The 18,672-nt window shown below is 48.3% G+C and carries 22 protein-coding genes; 11 read left to right on the forward strand and 11 right to left on the reverse strand.

What is annotated here, in order from left to right; genetic code table 11:
• Nucleotides 1–23 precede the first annotated feature (23 nt).
• On the reverse strand, nt 24–326 hold the full coding sequence (locus tag EAT1B_RS09400; RefSeq protein ID WP_015880335.1) for an AzlD domain-containing protein: 303 nt from the start codon (nt 324–326) through the stop codon (nt 24–26).
• Entirely contained in the window at nt 323–1,054 is a 732-nt protein-coding gene (locus EAT1B_RS09405; protein WP_015880336.1) for an AzlC family ABC transporter permease, read from the reverse strand. The genes EAT1B_RS09400 and EAT1B_RS09405 overlap by 4 nt, the downstream gene beginning before the upstream one ends.
• Nucleotides 1,055–1,168: 114 nt before the next feature.
• Between EAT1B_RS09405 and EAT1B_RS09410 the strand changes: the two genes are divergently transcribed.
• A complete protein-coding gene (locus EAT1B_RS09410) occupies nt 1,169–1,870 on the forward strand; it encodes a CBS domain-containing protein (protein ID WP_015880337.1) in 702 nt (233 codons plus the stop codon).
• On the opposite strand, the gene EAT1B_RS09415 is transcribed toward EAT1B_RS09410, so the two are convergent.
• Both EAT1B_RS09415 and EAT1B_RS09420 read right to left on the reverse strand, forming a co-directional pair.
• Nucleotides 1,850–2,188, reverse strand: a complete 339-nt coding sequence (locus EAT1B_RS09415; RefSeq protein WP_015880338.1) for an antibiotic biosynthesis monooxygenase — start codon at nt 2,186–2,188, stop codon at nt 1,850–1,852. The genes EAT1B_RS09410 and EAT1B_RS09415 overlap by 21 nt on opposite strands.
• Nucleotides 2,189–2,264: 76 nt before the next feature.
• Nucleotides 2,265–3,104 (reverse strand): M15 family metallopeptidase, encoded by an 840-nt coding sequence (locus EAT1B_RS09420; RefSeq protein WP_015880339.1) that lies wholly within the window; start codon nt 3,102–3,104, stop codon nt 2,265–2,267.
• Between the two features lie 174 nt (nt 3,105–3,278).
• Between EAT1B_RS09420 and EAT1B_RS09425 the strand changes: the two genes are divergently transcribed.
• Both EAT1B_RS09425 and EAT1B_RS09430 read left to right on the forward strand, forming a co-directional pair.
• Complete coding sequence (locus EAT1B_RS09425; protein WP_015880340.1) at nt 3,279–3,497, forward strand: hypothetical protein; 219 nt, start codon at nt 3,279–3,281, stop codon at nt 3,495–3,497.
• Nucleotides 3,498–3,552: 55 nt separating this feature from the next.
• Nucleotides 3,553–4,020, forward strand: a complete 468-nt coding sequence (locus EAT1B_RS09430; RefSeq protein WP_015880341.1) for a hypothetical protein — start codon at nt 3,553–3,555, stop codon at nt 4,018–4,020.
• A 19-nt stretch (nt 4,021–4,039) separates the two neighbouring features.
• On the opposite strand, the gene EAT1B_RS09435 is transcribed toward EAT1B_RS09430, so the two are convergent.
• Nucleotides 4,040–5,143, reverse strand: a complete 1,104-nt coding sequence (locus EAT1B_RS09435) for a glycerol dehydrogenase (protein ID WP_015880342.1) — start codon at nt 5,141–5,143, stop codon at nt 4,040–4,042.
• 374 nt (nt 5,144–5,517) lie between these two features.
• Here EAT1B_RS09435 and EAT1B_RS09440 point away from each other — a divergent pair, with 374 nt between their 5' ends.
• The 5 genes from EAT1B_RS09440 (at nt 5,518) to EAT1B_RS09460 (ending at nt 9,306) form a co-directional block, all read left to right on the forward strand.
• Nucleotides 5,518–6,177 carry a type 1 glutamine amidotransferase domain-containing protein gene (locus tag EAT1B_RS09440; protein ID WP_015880344.1) on the forward strand — a complete coding sequence of 220 codons (660 nt, stop codon included), beginning with the start codon at nt 5,518–5,520 and terminating at the stop codon, nt 6,175–6,177.
• 110 nt (nt 6,178–6,287) lie between these two features.
• Nucleotides 6,288–6,713, forward strand: coding sequence for a DMT family transporter (locus EAT1B_RS09445; protein ID WP_015880345.1), 426 nt, complete (start codon nt 6,288–6,290; stop codon nt 6,711–6,713).
• 14 nt (nt 6,714–6,727) lie between these two features.
• A complete protein-coding gene (locus tag EAT1B_RS09450; protein ID WP_015880346.1) occupies nt 6,728–7,402 on the forward strand; it encodes a Crp/Fnr family transcriptional regulator in 675 nt (224 codons plus the stop codon).
• 11 nt (nt 7,403–7,413) lie between these two features.
• Nucleotides 7,414–7,887 carry a DMT family transporter gene (locus EAT1B_RS09455; RefSeq protein WP_015880347.1) on the forward strand — a complete coding sequence of 158 codons (474 nt, stop codon included), beginning with the start codon at nt 7,414–7,416 and terminating at the stop codon, nt 7,885–7,887.
• A 90-nt stretch (nt 7,888–7,977) separates the two neighbouring features.
• On the forward strand, nt 7,978–9,306 hold the full coding sequence (locus tag EAT1B_RS09460) for a hemolysin family protein (RefSeq protein ID WP_031424263.1): 1,329 nt from the start codon (nt 7,978–7,980) through the stop codon (nt 9,304–9,306).
• A 9-nt stretch (nt 9,307–9,315) separates the two neighbouring features.
• Here EAT1B_RS09460 and EAT1B_RS09465 read toward each other — a convergent pair whose 3' ends face one another.
• Together EAT1B_RS09465 and EAT1B_RS09470 are read right to left on the reverse strand one after the other, a co-directional pair.
• Nucleotides 9,316–10,500 carry an amidohydrolase gene (locus EAT1B_RS09465; protein ID WP_015880349.1) on the reverse strand — a complete coding sequence of 395 codons (1,185 nt, stop codon included), beginning with the start codon at nt 10,498–10,500 and terminating at the stop codon, nt 9,316–9,318.
• Nucleotides 10,501–10,514: 14 nt separating this feature from the next.
• Nucleotides 10,515–10,943 carry an NUDIX domain-containing protein gene (locus EAT1B_RS09470; protein ID WP_015880350.1) on the reverse strand — a complete coding sequence of 143 codons (429 nt, stop codon included), beginning with the start codon at nt 10,941–10,943 and terminating at the stop codon, nt 10,515–10,517.
• A gap of 138 nt (nt 10,944–11,081) precedes the next feature.
• Here EAT1B_RS09470 and EAT1B_RS09475 point away from each other — a divergent pair, with 138 nt between their 5' ends.
• The gene (locus EAT1B_RS09475; RefSeq protein ID WP_015880351.1) at nt 11,082–11,630 is read left to right on the forward strand and encodes a LemA family protein; all 549 of its coding nucleotides are present in this window, start codon (nt 11,082–11,084) and stop codon (nt 11,628–11,630) included.
• Between the two features lie 18 nt (nt 11,631–11,648).
• A complete protein-coding gene (htpX, locus tag EAT1B_RS09480; RefSeq protein ID WP_015880352.1) occupies nt 11,649–12,533 on the forward strand; it encodes a zinc metalloprotease HtpX in 885 nt (294 codons plus the stop codon).
• A 285-nt stretch (nt 12,534–12,818) separates the two neighbouring features.
• Here htpX and nagE read toward each other — a convergent pair whose 3' ends face one another.
• The 3 genes from nagE to EAT1B_RS09500 are packed head-to-tail and all read right to left on the reverse strand — an operon-like array spanning nt 12,819 to nt 15,663.
• Nucleotides 12,819–14,309, reverse strand: a complete 1,491-nt coding sequence (gene nagE, locus EAT1B_RS09490) for an N-acetylglucosamine-specific PTS transporter subunit IIBC (RefSeq protein ID WP_015880354.1) — start codon at nt 14,307–14,309, stop codon at nt 12,819–12,821.
• The gene (locus tag EAT1B_RS09495) at nt 14,306–15,154 is read right to left on the reverse strand and encodes a PRD domain-containing protein (protein WP_015880355.1); all 849 of its coding nucleotides are present in this window, start codon (nt 15,152–15,154) and stop codon (nt 14,306–14,308) included. Before EAT1B_RS09495 ends, nagE begins: the two co-directional genes overlap by 4 nt.
• 20 nt (nt 15,155–15,174) lie before the next feature.
• A complete protein-coding gene (locus tag EAT1B_RS09500; protein ID WP_015880356.1) occupies nt 15,175–15,663 on the reverse strand; it encodes a PTS glucose transporter subunit IIA in 489 nt (162 codons plus the stop codon).
• Nucleotides 15,664–16,122: 459 nt separating this feature from the next.
• Here EAT1B_RS09500 and EAT1B_RS09505 point away from each other — a divergent pair, with 459 nt between their 5' ends.
• A complete protein-coding gene (locus tag EAT1B_RS09505; RefSeq protein ID WP_015880357.1) occupies nt 16,123–18,039 on the forward strand; it encodes a mannonate oxidoreductase in 1,917 nt (638 codons plus the stop codon).
• A gap of 54 nt (nt 18,040–18,093) precedes the next feature.
• Here EAT1B_RS09505 and EAT1B_RS09510 read toward each other — a convergent pair whose 3' ends face one another.
• A complete protein-coding gene (locus tag EAT1B_RS09510; RefSeq protein ID WP_015880358.1) occupies nt 18,094–18,660 on the reverse strand; it encodes a hypothetical protein in 567 nt (188 codons plus the stop codon).
• Nucleotides 18,661–18,672 lie beyond the last annotated feature (12 nt).

The following is an 18,672-nucleotide window of genomic DNA, read 5'->3' on the forward strand; positions in this document are numbered from 1 at the left end:
CGGCACCTCGCGTGCGGCTCCTTTTATAATAGGGTCTGGAAGGCATACACCCCGAATACGGCTCCTATGACGACAACGACGAGATTGACCCGGAGTAGCGCAAGCGTTGTAGCAACCATGCCTCCGAATAAGGCGGACGAGGTGGTGGTCGTGGAGGAGAGGACCCCAGGAAAAATCAAACTAGCCAATACCGCATACGGGATGAAGGAAAGAAATCGTTTCATATATGCCGGTAACGCCAATTCCTTTAGCCAGAGTAGCGGGACGAGGCGAGGGAGGTACGTGACCAGTGCCAATCCTAGAACGAGCAGAAACAACGATATCATGTGACCTCTTCCTCCTTAAATAGAAAAGCACCGAATCCGGCTGCGACAACAGTCGAGACGATGATTCGAATCCCGTCCGAGATGGGAAAGAATGGCGTGATGATCCAATGAAGTATGGCTTGAATGACGATTGCTAAACTTGCGACGACGAAGATAGGACGAGTCGTTAATGATGGAACGAGTAATCCGATGAACATCGCATATAGTGCAATCCCCATACTCGCCTGTAAGGTGCTTGGAAGACCGAAGGCGAGGAAGACCCCCATCCATGTCCCCACATTCCAAGCAAGAAAGGCGATTGTATTTAACCCGAGCACGAACATACCGGAGCGGGCCTCTTGACGAGTAGAGGCGATACTGAACGTTTCATCGGTCACACCGAACGCGATGGCAGCCAATAGTCTTCTAGACGTACTCTCAATCCGTTGGGATAGTGCGGCGGACATCAAAAAATGACGAAAGTTTAGAATGAACGTCGTCAAGATGATTTCCCAGTACATTGAACCGGTCATCAGAAGTTGTACAGTAATGAACTGACTTGCCCCGGCAAAAATTAAAAAGGACATCGATAATGTGATGGCGTTCGGTAAATGAAAAGATTGTGCCAAAAGACCGAAGGCAATCGCAATCGGGATGTATCCGATGGCAACGGGAATGCCGGCCCGTAGTCCTGCACGAAACGTGGGTGGCGGTGAAACCGGTGATGTGGAATGAATCGACGACGCCATGATAGCCCTCCTTGATCATTTAGATGATTTCTATGTCATTCGGGATGAATAAACGGTTTCCTGCTCAAATGATGAAAAAGAGGGTATACATGTATCGTTAAGGAGGGTGGTTACATGAGTCGTGCTGAAGAATTTTTGGCATCCTATCATCGAATCGAGGACTACTTGAGTCGAGAGATGGGAGATGGGCAACATTTCAGTTTTAGTAACATGGTGAATCGGTTAGCGAAACAAAATCCAATCATCGACCGGTATAAAGAAGATTTACATCAGATGAGTCAACTACGAAATGCCATCGTCCATGAGCGGCGTGAACCTGATTTTATTATCGCGGAGCCACACGAGTCGCTCGTTGCATTGATTTTAGAAGTGGAACGTGAACTCCTGCACCCACGTCTCGTCATTCCGTTATTTGCAAAATCGGTGGTGACGTTTCAGTCCGAAGATTTTTTGACGGAAGTACTCCGGGAGATTCGAGATAAAAATTATTCGCAATTCCCGGTATATCATGACAATGGATCTTGGCGCGGACTGTTGACGAAAAAAGGAGTGACCAGTTGGCTAGCCGAAACAATCGACGGGACCAACTTGTCACTCAAAGGAGTTCGGGTGAAGCACGTCCTTCACCACGATCCGCATATGCACCGGTATCGATTCATTCGAAAGGATGCGACGGTCATCGAGGCGCAGCACTGCTTTACGCAAATGAAAGAGGGCGCACGATATGACGCCCTTCTGATTACAGAGACCGGAAATCCGGATGAACCGTTACTTGGCATCGTCCGGCCTCAAGATTTATTGAACGCGCTCCGTTGAGGCGAGATGTTCAATGGCAACCTCATATTGGGTAACGGTGTTGCCGAGGACGATTGGTTTCACTTCTGAAGTCCCATCATCACGCTTCTTATGGGCATGCTTATAGGCATTGCTGTCACGCCAGTTCTCAAAGCTTGCTGCATCACGCCAAGTGGTCATGATGACGACATGGTCCATCGCCGCATCAGACGTATCCGTCAACACTTGCATGCGAACGAACCCGTCCATCGTTTCGATCCCTTTCGTTGTTTCAAAGCGTGCTTTGACCGCGTCGGCTTTCCCTTTTTCAACGTCTAGTTTGTTCATGACAATCCACATCCCACATTTCCCCCTATACGAATAAGATGACTCCATTATAACGTGAACAGGGAAATGCCTGAAAAAGGATGCTCACTCAACGTCTGCTCCACCATTCTTCGAACGCCCAGTTTTTCTGCTTCATCATCGTCGCTTCAGTGACACCGACATAACGCAAATGCCAAGGTTCGTAATTGTATCCTGTGATTTTCTCTTTTCCTTTTGGATAGCGTACGATAAATCCGTAGAGATGGGCGTTTTGAAGCATCCACTTCCCTTCAGGCGATCGGTCGAAGGATTCATATAGCCCTAGACGCATACGTTGGCTCGTCATATCAACGGCGAGACCTGTTTGATGTTCACTGTGACCGGGACGTGCCACATATTTTGAAGCGTATGCGACCCCGCGTGTATTGACATAATAGGTGTAGAGCGATTTTTGGGTCGAGTACGATCGGTAGGCGCTAAGGGCGTATAACGTATGACCTTGCTTCCGACCCGCGTAATACAGTTTAGCCAGAGCATAGGCTGCCTCCGCCGTCATCAAGGTCCGTTCACTCCCTTTTTGATAAACAGTTGGAATGGTTAACGTGACAAGTTGTGGGGAACGATAAGTGGACGGGAGTCCATTCGCCTTGTTGACTAGTCGTAAACGATCGGCAGATGGCATCTTCGGGATACCGGCTTTCAAGTTGGCAGATGGAGTGAAGTACTTCGTATTTCCGATGTAGACGTTCGACCAACTCCGATTATAGGTCGTATAGCGGACTGGGACGTTCGTTCGTAGCGTCTTAAGGATAGGGGAAGATTGCATGGCACGACCGTACAAATAGGTTGTTTTAATCGTGTAACCTGGTTGTGGGGACGAGGATGCCGCTGTCACCGGCGACACTTGAAACAACAGCAGACAAATGACAAAAATACGCAGGGACTTCATGGCAAAACGCCTCCTCGAGAGTTAGATGATGTTCCTTTTCCCTTTTTTCTGAAAGAGTGCACATCTTTTATCCGCCCACAGGTCGGAAGAGGATACGCCTAGGGCCCGATGAAGGTGAGCATGAAATCCGATACAATAAAGATAACGAATGAGATCGTAGAGAGGAGTGAGCGAATGGAAGCTTTAATTGGGTTACCGCTCTTATTGCTCGTCCTATTCTTTGCCTTTTTATACTTTAATATTAAAGGGCTATCGAATATGTGGAAGGACTACAATCGAACGAAATCGATGATTCCGCTTGGATTCTTCATCGTCGGGATTATCGGGATTTTCACAGGAGTGTGGACGTGGCTCGTCATTTTGATTTACTACGTCGTCCGACCGAAAGACTAAACACTGTATGCAGACGCATACGGTGTTTTTGCTATACTGAGGACGAGGTGTTGAGATGGAGAAATTGATAAAAGCATGGTTTATCGTGACGTTGATCACGTTCGGAATCTTTAAGCTTGGTGAAGTGATGACGACCCCTTACTCGGAAACACCGAGTGAAGGGAATCTATACTGGATTGTTCTCTTAATTGGATGGCCGTTTCTGTTGTTGTTTATTTGGATCACCGTTCGTTTGACACATCGAGTCGTCGCATCCGTGCGACCGTTTGGAAAGGTCAGTTTAGCGATCGGAAGTTTCGTCATGGCCGGTATAGCTTGGATGACTAACCAATCACAGGCGACGTCTCTTCGAGAAGGAATTCGTTTATCAGCCAATGAGTCGTACGCAGAAGGATGGAACCAGTTCACGAATATCATCTATATGAATCAGCTGACGTTCTTCCTTTTGACGGTCAGCTGTATGGGAGTCGGAATTCTCTTATCATTCTTTTTGAACAAAAAACAGCGAGACGAAGCCGTGTGAGCTTCCTCTCGTTGTTTTTTTATAGATGTTCTTTATAAAGACGTGCATAGCGATCGGCAGCGATGATGGCGTCTGCAACTTCTTCAGCTGTGACATCGAAACCGCTATGAATCGTTTCGCCATCTGCCGTGGCGGCTTTCCCGACTTTCAAGATGTCGTCTCGAGACGCATCCTTCAATTTGATCTCTTCGAGTGTGACCGGTAAGTCGAGAGCCATATAAAAGGCGACATAGTGTTCGAACTCCTCTTGAGGACGTCCTTCGAGTGCGAGTTGTACGAGTGTTCCGAATGCGACTTTTTCACCGTGCGTCAAATGGTGGATGTCTCCTTCAAGCGCGGTGAATCCATTGTGAATGGCGTGGGCTGCAGCCAAGCCGCCGCTTTCAAAGCCAAGTCCACTCAATAGGGTATTGGCTTCCACAACGGCTTCAAGCGCAGGTGTGACGACTTTTGCTTTGACAGCTTCATATGCTTGAATCCCGTATGTGAATAGAACCTCTTCACACCGTTCGGCAATCGCCTCCGCTGCAAGCGTTGGGACGCCGCCAGCCATCGTCTTGCCTCCGAATGCCAGGACACTTCGTACTTCCACCCACGTGGCTAATGCATCGGCAATACCTGACGCTAAGAAGCGTGGCGGTGCTTGTGCAATCAATTCCGTGTCCACAAGGACGAGATCTGGATTCTTTTTATAGAAACGGTAACTTTCGAAATTGCCTTCCTCTGTATAAATGACCGACAATGCACTCGTTGGTGCATCCGTAGAGGCGATGGTCGGTACGATGACGATGCGCGCATCCAATTCATCTGCGACCGCTTTTGCTGTATCGAGCGTCTTCCCACCGCCGAGACCGATGACAAGCGCTGTGTCACTCTCCTTAGCATCTCTAGCGATTCGAGTGATCTCATGCTTCGAAGCTTCTCCGACAAAATCGGCTTTCGTCGCTTTGAGCTGACTCGCTTGCAGAGATTTGGTCACCCGTTCGCCGATCAACTCCCATACGACGTCATCCGCGATGAGTAAAGCGTTTGAACCGAAGTGAGCGACAAACTCTCCGATGCGGTCAATCGTTTGTTTCCCTTGCACATACTTGGCCGGACTGATGAAAATGCGTTCTGACATAGTGAACTCCATCCTTTCATATCAGGTTTGATGTAAGTGCTTACAAGGTCATCATACTACAGTTTGTAAAGAATGTTCGTGAAGATTACATGAAGAACGGCAACTGACCGAGCACAAGTAATAGGATGATGATGGCGACGACAATGAGAAACCCCCAGTCGTTCATTCGTTTCGTCATAGCACACGTCTCCTTCATAGACTAGAATTGCGATTCCTCCTCAGTATAGGAGGTCGGAAGAAAAAGGGAGGATGAATAAATCACCAGGTCAAAAAAAGATATGCCTTGTCGTGAGACGGCAGGTCATTGGGTTTAACAGATGATGAATCGGGAACAGTAGAGTCGTATGTTGATTTTATTGAAGGAGGAATTGAGTATGTCGAAACATGTACTGATTGTCACGACGTCAGCAAATCAATTATCAAATGGTCATGCAACGGGACTTTGGCTTGAAGAGTTTGCCGTTCCTTATTTATTGTTCGAAAAAGAAGGATATAAAGTGACGGTCGCGAGTATCGAAGGTGGAGACGTGCCAATCGATGCGAATAGTTTAGAAGATGGTTTGTCAGAAGACATTCTCAATACACGGGAATTGCTCAAAGACACAGCTCGTCTCGATCAAGTAGCAGACGAGTCGTACGATGCAATCTTCTTACCGGGTGGTCACGGGACAGTCGTTGATTTCCCAGAAAATGAAACGTTACAACGTGTCATTCGCAATGTATACGAGAGTGGAAATATTGTCGGGGCAGTTTGCCACGGACCAATTGGATTGGTCAATGTGAAACTCAGCAACGATGAGCCACTCGTTAAAGATAAACAGGTGACAGGGTTCACCGATGCAGAAGAAAAAGAGATGCAGCTCGATTCTGCCGTCCCGTTCCTACTTGAAACAGGACTACGCAATCAAGGCGGGCAGTTCAAAGGAGCTGACAACTGGGCGGTGAACGTGGCGGTTGACGAACGTCTCGTCACGGGTCAGAACCCTCAGTCTTCTGAAGCGGTCGGGAAAGAACTTGTTAAGTTACTCGGATAATCGTGTGAAGCAACTTCGAATGTTGAAGTTGCTTTTTTATTTTTTGGACATATGTCCTATTCAAGTCATCTCTCTTTTCGTAAAGTCAGACGAAGAGAAAGGGGAATGACATGGGAATTTTATTTGCCATCTTATCAGGGACGTTCATCGCCCTTCAAGGAATCTTTAATGCAAAACTAGGAGACGCGGTAGGCGCATGGATGTCCGTCACAATCGTTCATTTTGTCGGACTTCTGTTAGCACTCGCGATTTACTTCTTCAAGCGAGATGCGGACATGACAGCCTTCAAGCGTGTGCCTTGGTATTATAGTTTGGGAGGATTGTTCGGGGTATTCGTTGTCTTCGGCGAACTGACGGCGATTCAACAACTCGGGGTTACATGGGCAATTTGTGTATTGCTTGTGGCACAATTAGTAGGAGCCTTCATCATCGATTTGAATGGTTGGTTTGGTGTCAAACGGAAACCGATGAACACGGGACAGGTCATGGGACTCGTCTTGATGGTCGTCGGCATCGGAATCTATACATTTTCTTAAGGAGTTCATTTTACATGATGAATATTATGGATGCACTGACACGATTGCAGTGGAATCATCTGTTTTCGAATGAAACGCTTGAGTCCTCATCCGTGGTGACGTATGCGTCCGGGACCATGTTATGTTCGAACGATCAACACATCGAATCTTTATTCGTCGTCCTTGAAGGGCGCGTCAAAATTTATACGCTCAGTGAAGAAGGAAAATTGCGATTGTTGCGTCTGAAGGCTGCTCCAACATTGATTGGAGATATCGAGTATGCGAGCGGACGCAATGTATTGCATACGGTTGAAGCGGTCGGTCCCGTAACGTGTCTGCGTATCCCTTTCGAGGCGCTTCGACGATATAATCGCACGGTCGAATTCACGGAGCATCTGTTACGAGGCGTGTCCGAAAAATTATTCATTGAGGCAAACGCCTCGTCGAATCATCTCATGTCGACTCTCGAAGAGCGGTTGGCCGGTTACTTGATCTCACTCAGTGAATCTGGGAATGAACTGTTTCAAGCGGAGATGAGTCAACTGAAACGGAAAGAAGTCGCAGAATGGCTCGGGACGAGTTATCGTCACTTGAACCGAACGCTACAGGCATTCGTGGATGAAGGATTGGTCAAACGAACGAGAAAAGAAGTGATCATCTTAAACAGTGAGCGATTGAAGGAACGTGCGAACGGCATGTTTTATGAGTAAGGAGGGATTATATGATTTTTGGTATCATCTGTTCGGCAGTGGCTGGGGCATTTATTAGCGTACAGGCGGCGGTCAACGCGAAAATGAATACAAATTTAGGGGCATGGGCCACCACGGTATTGGTCTTTATTGTTGGTTTGGTTGGATCCATCATCCCGTTAGTATTATTTGGAGGAAATATTGCTGGATTACGTGACTTATCGCCAATCTATTGGCTCGGTGGTTTGCTTGGGGTCGGTGTCGTGTACTGTGTCATGCGAAGCATCCAGATTCTTGGACCCACGTTGTCCGTGTCACTCATTCTCGTGTCACAACTCATTTGGGCATTAGTCGTCGATTTGTACGGCGCCTTCGGGATGCCTCAAATCACATTATCGGCTGGACAAATTGGAGGGCTCACCATCCTTCTTGTCGGGGTTATTCTCTTTAAACAGTCTCAGACGGCAGCCATCGCCAAACAAGCTGTCAACGAAGCCACTTCTTGAGGAGTGGCTATTTTTCTGAGCAAAACGGGTACAGGTTGGTAACGATTTTTTGATAAAATGAAGCAGTATGGTTAAAAATTAGCTGAGGTGATGAAAAAAGTGGATTCTTCCATAGTGATTGATTTGTTGATTGTTTTGTTTTTGATTGTGTTGAACGGGATTTTTGCGATGACAGAAATTGCGCTCATCTCATCGAAACCTGCAAAACTTGAGGTTGAAGCAAATCGAGGGAAACGAAGTGCCAAGATTGCGCTTCATTATTCGAAAGACCCGACAGATTTGTTGTCGACCGTTCAAGTCGGAATCACATTGATTGGGATTATTAACGGGGCCTACGGGGGCGCACGCTTCTCGGCACCGCTCGCATCGGCGTTTGAACAAGCCGGGATGAGTACGCAGTATGCCGGAACCGTTGCTTATGTAGCCGTCGTTACAATTATCACGTATCTATCCCTGATTATCGGTGAATTGGTCCCGAAACGGATCGCGCTCGTCTCGCCTGAGAAAGTCACGATGGCGATTATTCCTTCGCTCGATCTATTCAGCAAGGTGATGAAACCGTTCATTTGGATTTTATCGAAGTCAACACTCTTCTTGTTCAAACTCCTTGGATTGAAGGCGGAACAGACGAGTGGGGAGACCGAACTTGAGATCAAACAACTTTTGTTTGAGGGCGCTCAACAAGGACAGTTCGCTCATGAAGAAGTTCGACAAGTCGAACGGGTCTTTGCGTTTCATGATCAATTGATTTATGAGCTCATGCAGCCACGGACGACGCTCGAATGGGTCGACTTAGAAGATGACATGGACGATATGAAGAAATCGATTTATGAAAGTAAACATAACAAGTTACCGGTCGGGCGCGACTCGCTTGACGACTTTGTCGGGTACATCGACGTACGTGACATCTTGACGTTGCCGACACTGCGTGAGCCGTCACAAATTTTGAAGCGCATCAAACAGCCGCTCATCGTTCCAAAACAACGAGAGGCGAGCCAAGTGCTTCAAATGATGCAGAAAAATGGTGTCGAAATCGCCTTTGTTTTAGATGAATACGGCGGATTCCTTGGCATGGTCACCCTGTTCGATATTTTGGAAGAAATCGTCGGAGAGGTGATGATTGAAGAGGATACACCGGAAGTGGTACGTCGTGAAGATGGATCATATTTGGCGGATGGGTTACTCGGAATCGAGGATTTGAAGCGAACGTTCGAGATTCGGGATGACCGATTCGACGAAGGGCGCAACTCCTATCATACGCTCGCAGGACTCGTCATTTATGCACTCGGTGATTTTCCGAAACGGGGCGATGTGGTCGAAGCGTACGGTCTTCGCTTTGAAGTCGTAGATATGGACGGAAAGCGTGTCGACCAAGTGCTTGTTTCAGAATTAAAAGAACCAATTACAGAAGAGGACTGATGCGATGCATCAGCCCTCTTTTTCGTGTGTCATCCACGTTCGTTGTAAAGCCCCTAACAAGACTTGGGCTGTGTGCAACATCGCTCGTTCATCCACGTCGAAGCGGGGATGATGATGCGGGAAGATTGCAGAGAGCTCGGGATTTCCTGCTCCTGTGAAGAAAAAGCTACCAGGAACGTGCTCGACATAATAAGCGAAATCTTCCCCGACCATGAGTGGTGCCATCTCAATGACACCGTCTGCACCAACGACCTCCACCGCACTCTCACGGACGAGTTCCGTTTCGGTCACATGATTCACGACAGCAGGATATCCTTTTATATACTCCAATTCATAATCAGCATCGCTCGCCTCACAGACGGAACGAATGATCCGCTCCATATCGGAGATGATTTTTTCTTGCGTCTCCCGAGTGAATGTACGTACGGTACCGGATAATTTGGCTTCTTCGGCAATGACGTTGAATGCTTGTCCGGAGTGGAGCGTACCGATGGTCAGCACGGCAGGTTCGAGCGGATCGATTCGCCGACTGACGACCTGTTGGAGATGATTCGCCACGTTCACAGCAACCATGAGGGCATCAACTGTATGTTGCGGAATCGCGCCATGTCCACCTTTTCCTGTAATGGTCAATTCAAAGCGATCGGCCGCAGCCATCACAGGACCTGTTTTCACCCCAATCGTCCCGAACGGAAGTGGCGTCCAAATGTGCGCACCGTATATATAATCCACATTGTCGAGACAGCCGTCTTCAATCATCGGTTTGGCACCACCTGGAGCCAATTCTTCGGCGAACTGGTGAATCAATACGACGTCTCCTGGAAGACTCATCTCAGTCAATACTTTCGCTAAAACAAGAAGGGTCGCCGTGTGGGCATCGTGTCCACACGCATGCATGACCCCGTTCACTTTTGAACGATACGGGACATCTTTCACATCTTGGATGGGAAGAGCGTCAAAATCGGCACGTAATGCGATGGTCGGACCGTCACCGCCTTTGATTCGACCAACGACCCCATTGCCACCAACGTGCTCACGTACTTCAATCCCAAGTTCACGGAGATACGAGGCAATCATCTTTGGTGTTTCGACTTCTTGAAAAGACAGTTCAGGATATTGGTGAAAATGGCGTCTTAGGGACACCATTTCTTCGTATAATTCCGTCAATCTTAAATCGAGGTCAGTCACAAGCATAGCAAACACTCCTGTCAGTGGATTGGTTTTGGTTGAAGCAAGGACCATATGTCATGTGAATCCAAATCATCGAGAATCGGTTGAGGTAACAGCTGTCGGGCTTCATTAGCCGTCACCCATCTTGCATCACTATGCTCTTCGGACAATGTGACGATTGTTGCGATGGGGTGAGCCAAGTACGTCATAAGGACGACTTGGCGGTTTGGATCGGTTAAAAATGTCGTAGCGTACAGTAGGTGTTGAACCGTGACACGTAGGTCGGTTTCTTCAAATACTTCTCGTTCTAAGGCCCGTTCGAGCGTTTCGCCGAAATCGAGCTTACCACCGACGAGCTCCCACGTTCCAGGGTGGACCTCGTCATCTGTTGCTCGTTTGATGACGAGCATCTGGTCGTTTTGCACAATCACCGCTTTCACGGCGACAACGATGGTTGGAATAGACATCGAAACACTCCTTTTGTATGAAATCATGAGACAACTCACAGTAAATATGAATCATTGACTATATTTTTCTAAGTTACGCTTATGTTATACGACGAGAGGGAATTAATACAGGAGAAAATGAAGAAATGAGGTGCCGACATGGGGTGGATTATTGCGATTGTAGCGGTTGTCGTGCTCGTACTCATCTATTTTTCGATGTACAACGGGCTCGTCAAATATCGAAATTGGGTCGATGAGGCGTGGGCTCAAATCGATGTACAGTTGAAGCGGCGGTATGATCTGATTCCGAACTTGGTCGAGACGGTGAAGGGCTACGCGAAACACGAGCAAGAAACGCTTGCGAAGGTCGTCGAGCTGAGAAACCAGCTCGGAGAAAAGTCGAATCGTCAGGACCAAATGGCAGTGAACGATCAATTGAGTGGAGCACTGAAAAATCTCTTCGCGCTTCGTGAGGCGTATCCGGACTTGAAAGCGAACGAGAACTTCAAGATGTTGCAGGAAGAATTGACACAGACGGAAAATAAGGTCGCGTATTCGCGCCAGCTCTATAATAATACGGTCATGAAATATAACACGAAAATCGAATCGGTCCCGACGAATATCATCGCTTCCGTCCATCATTTCGAAAAGCGCGATATGCTCGAGGCACGTGCCGAAGAGCGCGAGAACGTTCGCGTTTCGTTTTGATGAATCGAGGTGGCGCGTATGCTCCTCTATGAACAGATTCGAAAGAATAAAGTGAAGACGGTCTTCATCGTCACAGGGTTTGTCCTATTCGTCCTTCTCGTTGGGGCGGCGATTTCCTACGTCACCTACGGGGACGCAGTTCCAGGGTTAATTTTCACACCTATTTTCTCGTTGTTTTATGTCGGTATCGTCATCATGTCGAGCACGAACATCGTCATGAAGATGAATCGGGCGCAAGAAGTGACATCGGTGGAAGAACACCGCTTTTTATGGCATACGGTCGAAAACATGGCGATGGTCGCGCGAGTGCCGATGCCGCGCATCTTTATCATCAACGACCCATCGCCGAACGCATTTGCGACGGGGTTGAAGCCAGAAAAGGCGGCTGTCGCCGTCACGACGGGACTGTTGGATCGATTATCGCGAGAAGAAATAGAAGGGGTGATTGCGCACGAGGTCGCGCATATTAAAAATTATGATGTCCGACTCTCGACGGTCACGCTCGCACTCGTTTCAGTCATCGCTATCATGAGCGATATCGGGTCGCGCATGCTGTTCTTCAGAAGTATCGGTGGAAGACGCGATCAAAACCAGAATCCAATTTTCATGATCATCGGACTCGTCCTGTTGGTATTGGCACCGCTCATCGCCATGCTCATCAATATGGCGATTTCCCGGAATCGCGAGTTTCTGGCAGATGCGAGTGGGGCGGAACTGACCCGAAACCCAGATGCGCTCGCCTCGGCGCTTGAGAAGATTGCCAACGTCGAGACACCCGTCGAGCAAGCGTCGAGTGCCTCGGCACCGCTTTACTTCTCCGATCCACTTAAGAAGAAGGTGAGTGGTCTATTCTCGACACATCCCGATCCAGTCGAACGCATTTCCCGACTTCGTCAAATGTAGTCAGAGCCTGTCCGGTTGCGGCAGGCTCTTTATGTTACACTGAACTGGGAAAATAAGGGGGTGGATGAGTTGAATAAAAAGATATACATAGGTTTAGGCGGCGCTTTACTAGTCGCATTATTTTTATTTGGGCTAGGGCCATATATTGTACATACAGTACTTAAGGTTTTCATGTGGCTCACACAGTACATCTTACCGTGGATCTTCCTCTACTATTTCATTCAATTTTATAAACAATATACAGCCAAACAAGAAAAGCCACCTGAATGAGGTGGCTTTCGACGTTTATCCGGCGCGGTGGCTACGGATTTTTTCAATCTCATCGAGGACGAACTGAACGTTTGTGCCGACGATGACTTGAATATGGTTTGGACTGACGACTTTGATTCCCGGAATACCGGCTTTTTTGATTTGATCTTGGTTGACCGTATCCATGTCTTTGACATCGACGCGTAGGCGTGTGATGCACGACTCGATGCCTGTGACGTTGCTGTCACCGCCGAGACCGTCATAAATCATATGTGCCATTGCTGAGTATTCGCTACCTGAAGCTGATGCGACCGGAGCGACTTTCGCTTCACCGTCTGCCGTCTCACTTGCAACCGCATCGACGACTTCATCTGGTTCACGACCTGGTGTTGCCAAGTTGAGCTTCACAATCATGAAGCGGAAGATGACGTAGTAAATGACTGCGAACACGAGACCTTGAACGATGAGCATATACGGCTGGTTCGCAAGCGGCAAGCGTGAGCTCAAGATAAAGTCGACCAAGCCTGCGCTGAACCCGAAGCCGGCTGTCCATTGGAACGTTGCCGCAACGAAGAGCGAAATTCCTGTAAGGACTGCGTGTACAAGGTAAAGAACAGGAGCGAGGAACATGAATGAGAACTCGAGCGGTTCTGTTACCCCTGTGAAGAATGAAGCGAATGCCGCTGCGAGAAGAAGTGAAGCGGCTTGTTTTTTCCGTTTCGTTTTCGCTGTGTGGTACATCGCGAGTGCTGCGGCCGGAAGACCGAACATCATGATTGGGAAGTAACCTGCTTGGTACATCCCTGTCACACCTTTTTCACCTTGACCTGACCAGAAGTTTCCGATGTCGTTGATTCCTGCGACGTCGAACCAGAATACCGAGTTGAGGGCGTGGTGAAGACCAGTTGGAATCAAGAGACGGTTAAAGAATCCGTAAAGTCCGGCACCGAATGCGCCAAGTTTTGAAATCGATTCACCGAATCCGACGAGACCTGTATAGACGACCGGCCAGATGAAGTAAAGGGCGACCGAGACGAGAATCATCGAGAAGGCTGTCATGATTGGTACGAGACGCTTCCCACTAAAGAAGGCGAGAGCATCTGGCAGTTTGACTTGACTGAAGCGGTTATACATGGAAGCGGCGACGAGACCGGATAGAATCCCGACAAAAGCATTCCCAATCTTCCCGAATGCCGGGTTGACGGCTTCTACGTCGATGCCTTGGAACAACGCAACCGTTCCTGCAGAGAGAAGCGTTGTGACCGTCAAGAAGGCAACGAGACCACTGAGTGCTGCTGAACCGTCACGGTTCTTAGCCATTCCGAGCGCGACCCCGACTGCGAAAAGAATTGGAATGTTATCGATAATCGCGGCCCCCGCTTTAATTAAGAATGCAGCGGCAATGTTTTCAGATCCCCAGCCGACTGGGTCAATCCAATAACCAATCCCCATGAGAATGGCAGCAGCCGGTAGTACGGCGACCGGTAACATGAGGGAACGTCCGAGACGTTGGAAAAAGTTCATCATTGTTGATTTCCTCCTTTTTGATGGTGTTGATCTTGTAGACGTTGGATGTGAAGCGTAATATAACCAAGTTCTGACTCGGGCAAGACGATGCCATAGGTCTCTTCCATTTCTTTTGCGACATCTGATGCACACGCATAGGCAGACGTGAACTTCGTCTGAATCATGCGGAGCATGTCTTCATCAATCGTATGATGATCGTAATGGTTGACCCGATCCATGACGAACCGTAAATGAGTTAATAATCGTTGGTAGGATAAGTCATCTTCTTCAATGGATACATCGAGTCGTCGTGAAATCGATTGAATCATGTCGCGGACAATTGTTGTCTGTTTGACCGTCTTGCGTAAATCACCTCCTTTCACTTTCATCGTATGAATATGAAGCGCGATGAACGCAGCTTCGTCTTTCGGCATTTGGACGTTGAGCTTTTCAGCGATATGCTCAATCGCCCATAGTCCAATCTCATATTCATTCCGATAGAGGATTTTAATCTCGTTCAACAGTTTGTTGCGTAATGAGATCCCATCCATTTCCCGCTCGATGGCGAACGAGATGTGGTCGGTCAAGACAATGTGGATATGTTCGTTGAAGGATGTCTCGAGACGCTTTTCCGCATAAGAGATAATGTCCTCGGAAACGGTGAAGTGTTCAACGGGAATCCGGCTCAACAACTGTTGGAACTTGTCATTCTCTGGCATGATGAACAACTTTTCGATCTTATGTGGATTGACGATGTCGTTCTTCGCTTTTTTAAACGCGACGCCAGGACCAATCGCAATCTTTTCTTCACCCTCGTCTGAGACGATGACCGCATTGTTGTTTAGAATCTTTTTGATTTTAATCATGTGTCCTCCTTATTCCGGAGTCACGCTTCCACTCGGGCGACAATCGTCTTGCCCGGAACAGCTTCCTTCGTGAACGTGAAGGCGTAATGATGGGCAAGTGCGCCACCATTCGTCACGACCATTGGCGTGACCGTGTCCTTACCAGCTTGATGAATTTGCGCCAAGTCTGCTGTGAGTAACAGCTGTCCCGTCTTAACGTGGTCGCCCACATCTACTTGAAGATCAAATGGTCGACCTTCGAGTTCAACAGTATCGAGTCCGACGTGTATCAAAATCTCAGCCCCATCCTCGGTTCGAATGCCGATGGCGTGCTTTGTCGGAGCGATTTGTACAATCTCCCCATCAGCCGGTGAGACGACAGCGCCGTCTGTTGGTGTGATGGCAATGCCATCGCCCATCATTTTTTCACTGAAGACCGGGTCCGCTACTTGTTCGAGTGGAATGACGTCTCCTTCCATTGGTGAGTGCAGTGTCGGTTTGTGTCGATTCATTAACTTATTCCATAGCATATCAATTACATCCTTTCTTGAAACAAAACGCCGAAAAACAAAACAGGCATGGAGTATAGACGGGTGGCATGCACCGTACGTCTTACCCCATGCCTGATCGAATCAGTCACATGTGATCGCTATTCGTTTCTTCACGTTCAACATAACATGTGTCGGTTTGAGACACAAGTCTTTTTTTGAAAGCGTTCTCTAAAATTTTACAAGGGGATGAATCTGTTGTATAGTAGGGACGAATCTAAGTTAAGAAAGGTGTTGCATGTTGATGAGTGAGGTTGTATCTGCCTAACGAACTGAAAAATGTCGGATGACACGTCTTTTTGTCATGCCGTCATGTTCCGTTACAGATACCGCCCATCAAAAACTGCCAGACACCCGTCTGTCTTTTTGCGTTGGTCGTCATCGACCGACGCTTTTTTGTTTGCGCGGTATCTCGATTCTACGATTTGAGGAGAGAGACACATGAACGAACAAACATTTGAAAAATTACAATACAACGAATTGATGATGAAAGTAGAGCGCTTCTGCATCAGCGGATTCGGGAGACGATTACTCAGGCAGCAACGCCCAACGAGCCACATGGCGACGGTGAAGAAGCGTCTGCAAGAAACATCCGAAGCCCGCGCGATTTTAGATGCGACGTCACACGTCCCGTTCATCGGTGTGTCTGACATGGAAACCATTATCGGGAAGTTGCAACGAGGCATTCAACTCGAGGCAACAGAACTTGAAGCGGTCGCTGAGTTTTTACGGGGAGCACGCAAGTTGAAGCGATTCATGCTCGAACATGAATTCTTTGCCCCGCTTCTTTCGGCTTACGCTGCCGGTATGGGCGAATGGCGAACGTTAGAAGAAGACATCACACAAGCGATTCGAGCCGGACAGGTCGTCGATGAAGCATCGAAAGAGTTGAAGCGGATTCGTAAGCAAGTCGACATTTTAGAAGGACGAATCGAGGAACGATTGACCAAGTTCTTAAAGAGCGCGGCCAATCGCGAGATGATCCAAGACGGATTCGTCACGAAAAAACAGGACCGCTTCACCATTCCAATCAAAGCTTCTTATAAGCATAAAGTGGCAGGGACGATTGTGGATACCTCGAATCGTGGGACGACGGTCTTTATCGAACCGGAAGCGATTGCGAAGTTAAATGCTGAACTCGTCGTCAAGCGTACGGAAGAAGCGGTAGAGGTGTATCAAGTACTAGCGACGTTGACGGGAGCGGTGACAGAAGTCCTTCCTGACATCGAATCGACGCTCGATGTCATCGCCCAGTACGATATGGTCTTCGCCAAAGGGAAGTACAGTCAGTCGATTGACGGGGTGACACCACACGTCAATGTGAGCGGTCGCATCCGATTGAAGCAAGTACGTCATCCACTTTTAGAAAGCGCCGTTCCACTCGACTTTGCCATCGGTACAGACTATCGCGGCTTGATCATCACCGGACCGAACGCCGGAGGGAAGACGGTCGTCTTGAAAACGATTGGACTCCTTAGTCTCATGACGATGACGGGACTGCATATCCCGGCTCACACCGATACAGTCATTTCGACATTTGATGAGGTGTTCGTCGATATCGGAGATAATCAGGATTTAGAGTCGGCACTCAGTACGTTCTCTGCACACATGTACAATGTGGCGAATATCATGCAGACCGCTGGAAAACGGTCGCTCTTGTTATTCGATGAAATCGGAAGCGGGACGGAACCGAACGAAGGGGCGGCTCTTGCAATTGCCATCTTAGAAGCGGCATATAAACGGGGCGCGATTGTTGTGGCGTCGACGCATTACGGAGAAATCAAATCGTATTCTGAAGCGCACCCGGATTTCATGAACGCTGCGATGCAGTTTGACCCGGAAACGCTTGAACCGAAATACAGACTGCTCATGGGACAGTCTGGCGACAGCAACGCCCTCTTTATCGCCCGTAAGATGAAGTTACCGGAATCGATTCTGAAACAGGCATCCCGTTACATGAACGAGAAAACGTATGATATGACGAAAGTCGATGATTCTAAAATTACGCGAGAAGTGGAAATGGTACCACTTGAAGAGGCAGAGCACTTTGAAAAAGGTGACCGTGTCCGCTTGTTAGAGACGAATCAAGTCGGTCTTGTCTATTCGTTTGATGCATCGCGTCGACATGTCCGCGTGTTCGTAGATGCGGAATATGTAGAGTTGCCGAGCCGCCGCGTTCGTCTTGAGGCACGCGCGACAGAGCTCTATCCGGCTGACTATGATTTAGATACGTTGTTCACGACGTATCAGGAACGTAAGGAGGCTCACGACTTTGCCCGGGGATCGAAGAAAGCGTTACGACGAGTAGAGAAAGAGATCCGAGAAAGGAAGAAACAAGAGCAATCTAACCGGAAATAAAATGTCTAGATTCATTTAGAAAGGGCGGCCACCGCGAGTGACTGCCCTTTTGACTTATAAGCTGTTGCTTTGATTTTCTACGTTGCTGTCGCTCTCTGTTGAAGCATCGTCATCTGAAGAAGAAGTATCATCATGGTGTGGACCGTGTCCATGACGACCACCTTCACGTCCACCTCGCATACCACGAATATCTTCCAAGTCATCGTAACTTGTCACATCGGCAAACCGTTCTTCGTGATCCGCAAGAATTTGATCGGCTTCTTCTTGCGTCAAGTTCCCTTCTTCCACAGCGGTTGCGAGTTTTTCTTCATGCGACGTCATGATGGCGTCGATGAACGCTTCAATTGAAATGCCTTTTTCTTCTGCGAGTTCAGGGAGAGATTGCCCGTTTTCACGAGCCGCATCCACTTCTTCTTCCGTTAAACCGAGCGCTTCGATGAGAGCGGCATGACCTGCTTCCCGGTCACCGAACATACCAGGACCTCGTTCACCACGTTCGCATTGTGTGGATTCCGTCGTTGGTGATTCATCAGTCGTCGTGTCATTCGTCGCGGCATATACGCCTGTGCCTGAGACGGCCAATAGACCGGCTAAGGCGATTGCTAGTTTTGTTGATTTCATGTGTATCTCCTC

Source organism: Exiguobacterium sp. AT1b, assembly GCF_000023045.1.
GTDB lineage: Bacteria > Bacillota > Bacilli > Exiguobacteriales > Exiguobacteriaceae > Exiguobacterium.

Bases quoted from the DNA above. Each gene is read 5' to 3' on its own strand.
- EAT1B_RS09470 (WP_015880350.1), bottom strand. From the start codon at position 10,943: ATGTCTATTCCAACCATCGTTGTCGCCGTGAAAGCGGTGATTGTGCAA.
- EAT1B_RS09500 (WP_015880356.1), bottom strand. From the start codon at position 15,663: ATGCTATGGAATAAGTTAATGAATCGACACAAACCGACACTGCACTCA.
- EAT1B_RS09425 (WP_015880340.1), top strand. From the start codon at position 3,279: ATGGAAGCTTTAATTGGGTTACCGCTCTTATTGCTCGTCCTATTCTTT.
- EAT1B_RS09510 (WP_015880358.1), bottom strand. From the start codon at position 18,660: ATGAAATCAACAAAACTAGCAATCGCCTTAGCCGGTCTATTGGCCGTC.
- EAT1B_RS09505 (WP_015880357.1), top strand. From the start codon at position 16,123: ATGAACGAACAAACATTTGAAAAATTACAATACAACGAATTGATGATG.
- EAT1B_RS09445 (WP_015880345.1), top strand. From the start codon at position 6,288: ATGGGAATTTTATTTGCCATCTTATCAGGGACGTTCATCGCCCTTCAA.
- EAT1B_RS09410 (WP_015880337.1), top strand. From the start codon at position 1,169: ATGAGTCGTGCTGAAGAATTTTTGGCATCCTATCATCGAATCGAGGAC.
- EAT1B_RS09405 (WP_015880336.1), bottom strand. From the start codon at position 1,054: ATGGCGTCGTCGATTCATTCCACATCACCGGTTTCACCGCCACCCACG.
- EAT1B_RS09415 (WP_015880338.1), bottom strand. From the start codon at position 2,188: ATGTGGATTGTCATGAACAAACTAGACGTTGAAAAAGGGAAAGCCGAC.
- EAT1B_RS09475 (WP_015880351.1), top strand. From the start codon at position 11,082: ATGGGGTGGATTATTGCGATTGTAGCGGTTGTCGTGCTCGTACTCATC.
- EAT1B_RS09420 (WP_015880339.1), bottom strand. From the start codon at position 3,104: ATGAAGTCCCTGCGTATTTTTGTCATTTGTCTGCTGTTGTTTCAAGTG.
- EAT1B_RS09435 (WP_015880342.1), bottom strand. From the start codon at position 5,143: ATGTCAGAACGCATTTTCATCAGTCCGGCCAAGTATGTGCAAGGGAAA.
- EAT1B_RS09450 (WP_015880346.1), top strand. From the start codon at position 6,728: ATGATGAATATTATGGATGCACTGACACGATTGCAGTGGAATCATCTG.
- EAT1B_RS09460 (WP_031424263.1), top strand. From the start codon at position 7,978: ATGAAAAAAGTGGATTCTTCCATAGTGATTGATTTGTTGATTGTTTTG.
- nagE (WP_015880354.1), bottom strand. From the start codon at position 14,309: ATGATGAACTTTTTCCAACGTCTCGGACGTTCCCTCATGTTACCGGTC.
- EAT1B_RS09440 (WP_015880344.1), top strand. From the start codon at position 5,518: ATGTCGAAACATGTACTGATTGTCACGACGTCAGCAAATCAATTATCA.
- htpX (WP_015880352.1), top strand. From the start codon at position 11,649: ATGCTCCTCTATGAACAGATTCGAAAGAATAAAGTGAAGACGGTCTTC.
- EAT1B_RS09430 (WP_015880341.1), top strand. From the start codon at position 3,553: ATGGAGAAATTGATAAAAGCATGGTTTATCGTGACGTTGATCACGTTC.
- EAT1B_RS09400 (WP_015880335.1), bottom strand. From the start codon at position 326: ATGATATCGTTGTTTCTGCTCGTTCTAGGATTGGCACTGGTCACGTAC.
- EAT1B_RS09495 (WP_015880355.1), bottom strand. From the start codon at position 15,154: ATGATTAAAATCAAAAAGATTCTAAACAACAATGCGGTCATCGTCTCA.
- EAT1B_RS09455 (WP_015880347.1), top strand. From the start codon at position 7,414: ATGATTTTTGGTATCATCTGTTCGGCAGTGGCTGGGGCATTTATTAGC.
- EAT1B_RS09465 (WP_015880349.1), bottom strand. From the start codon at position 10,500: ATGCTTGTGACTGACCTCGATTTAAGATTGACGGAATTATACGAAGAA.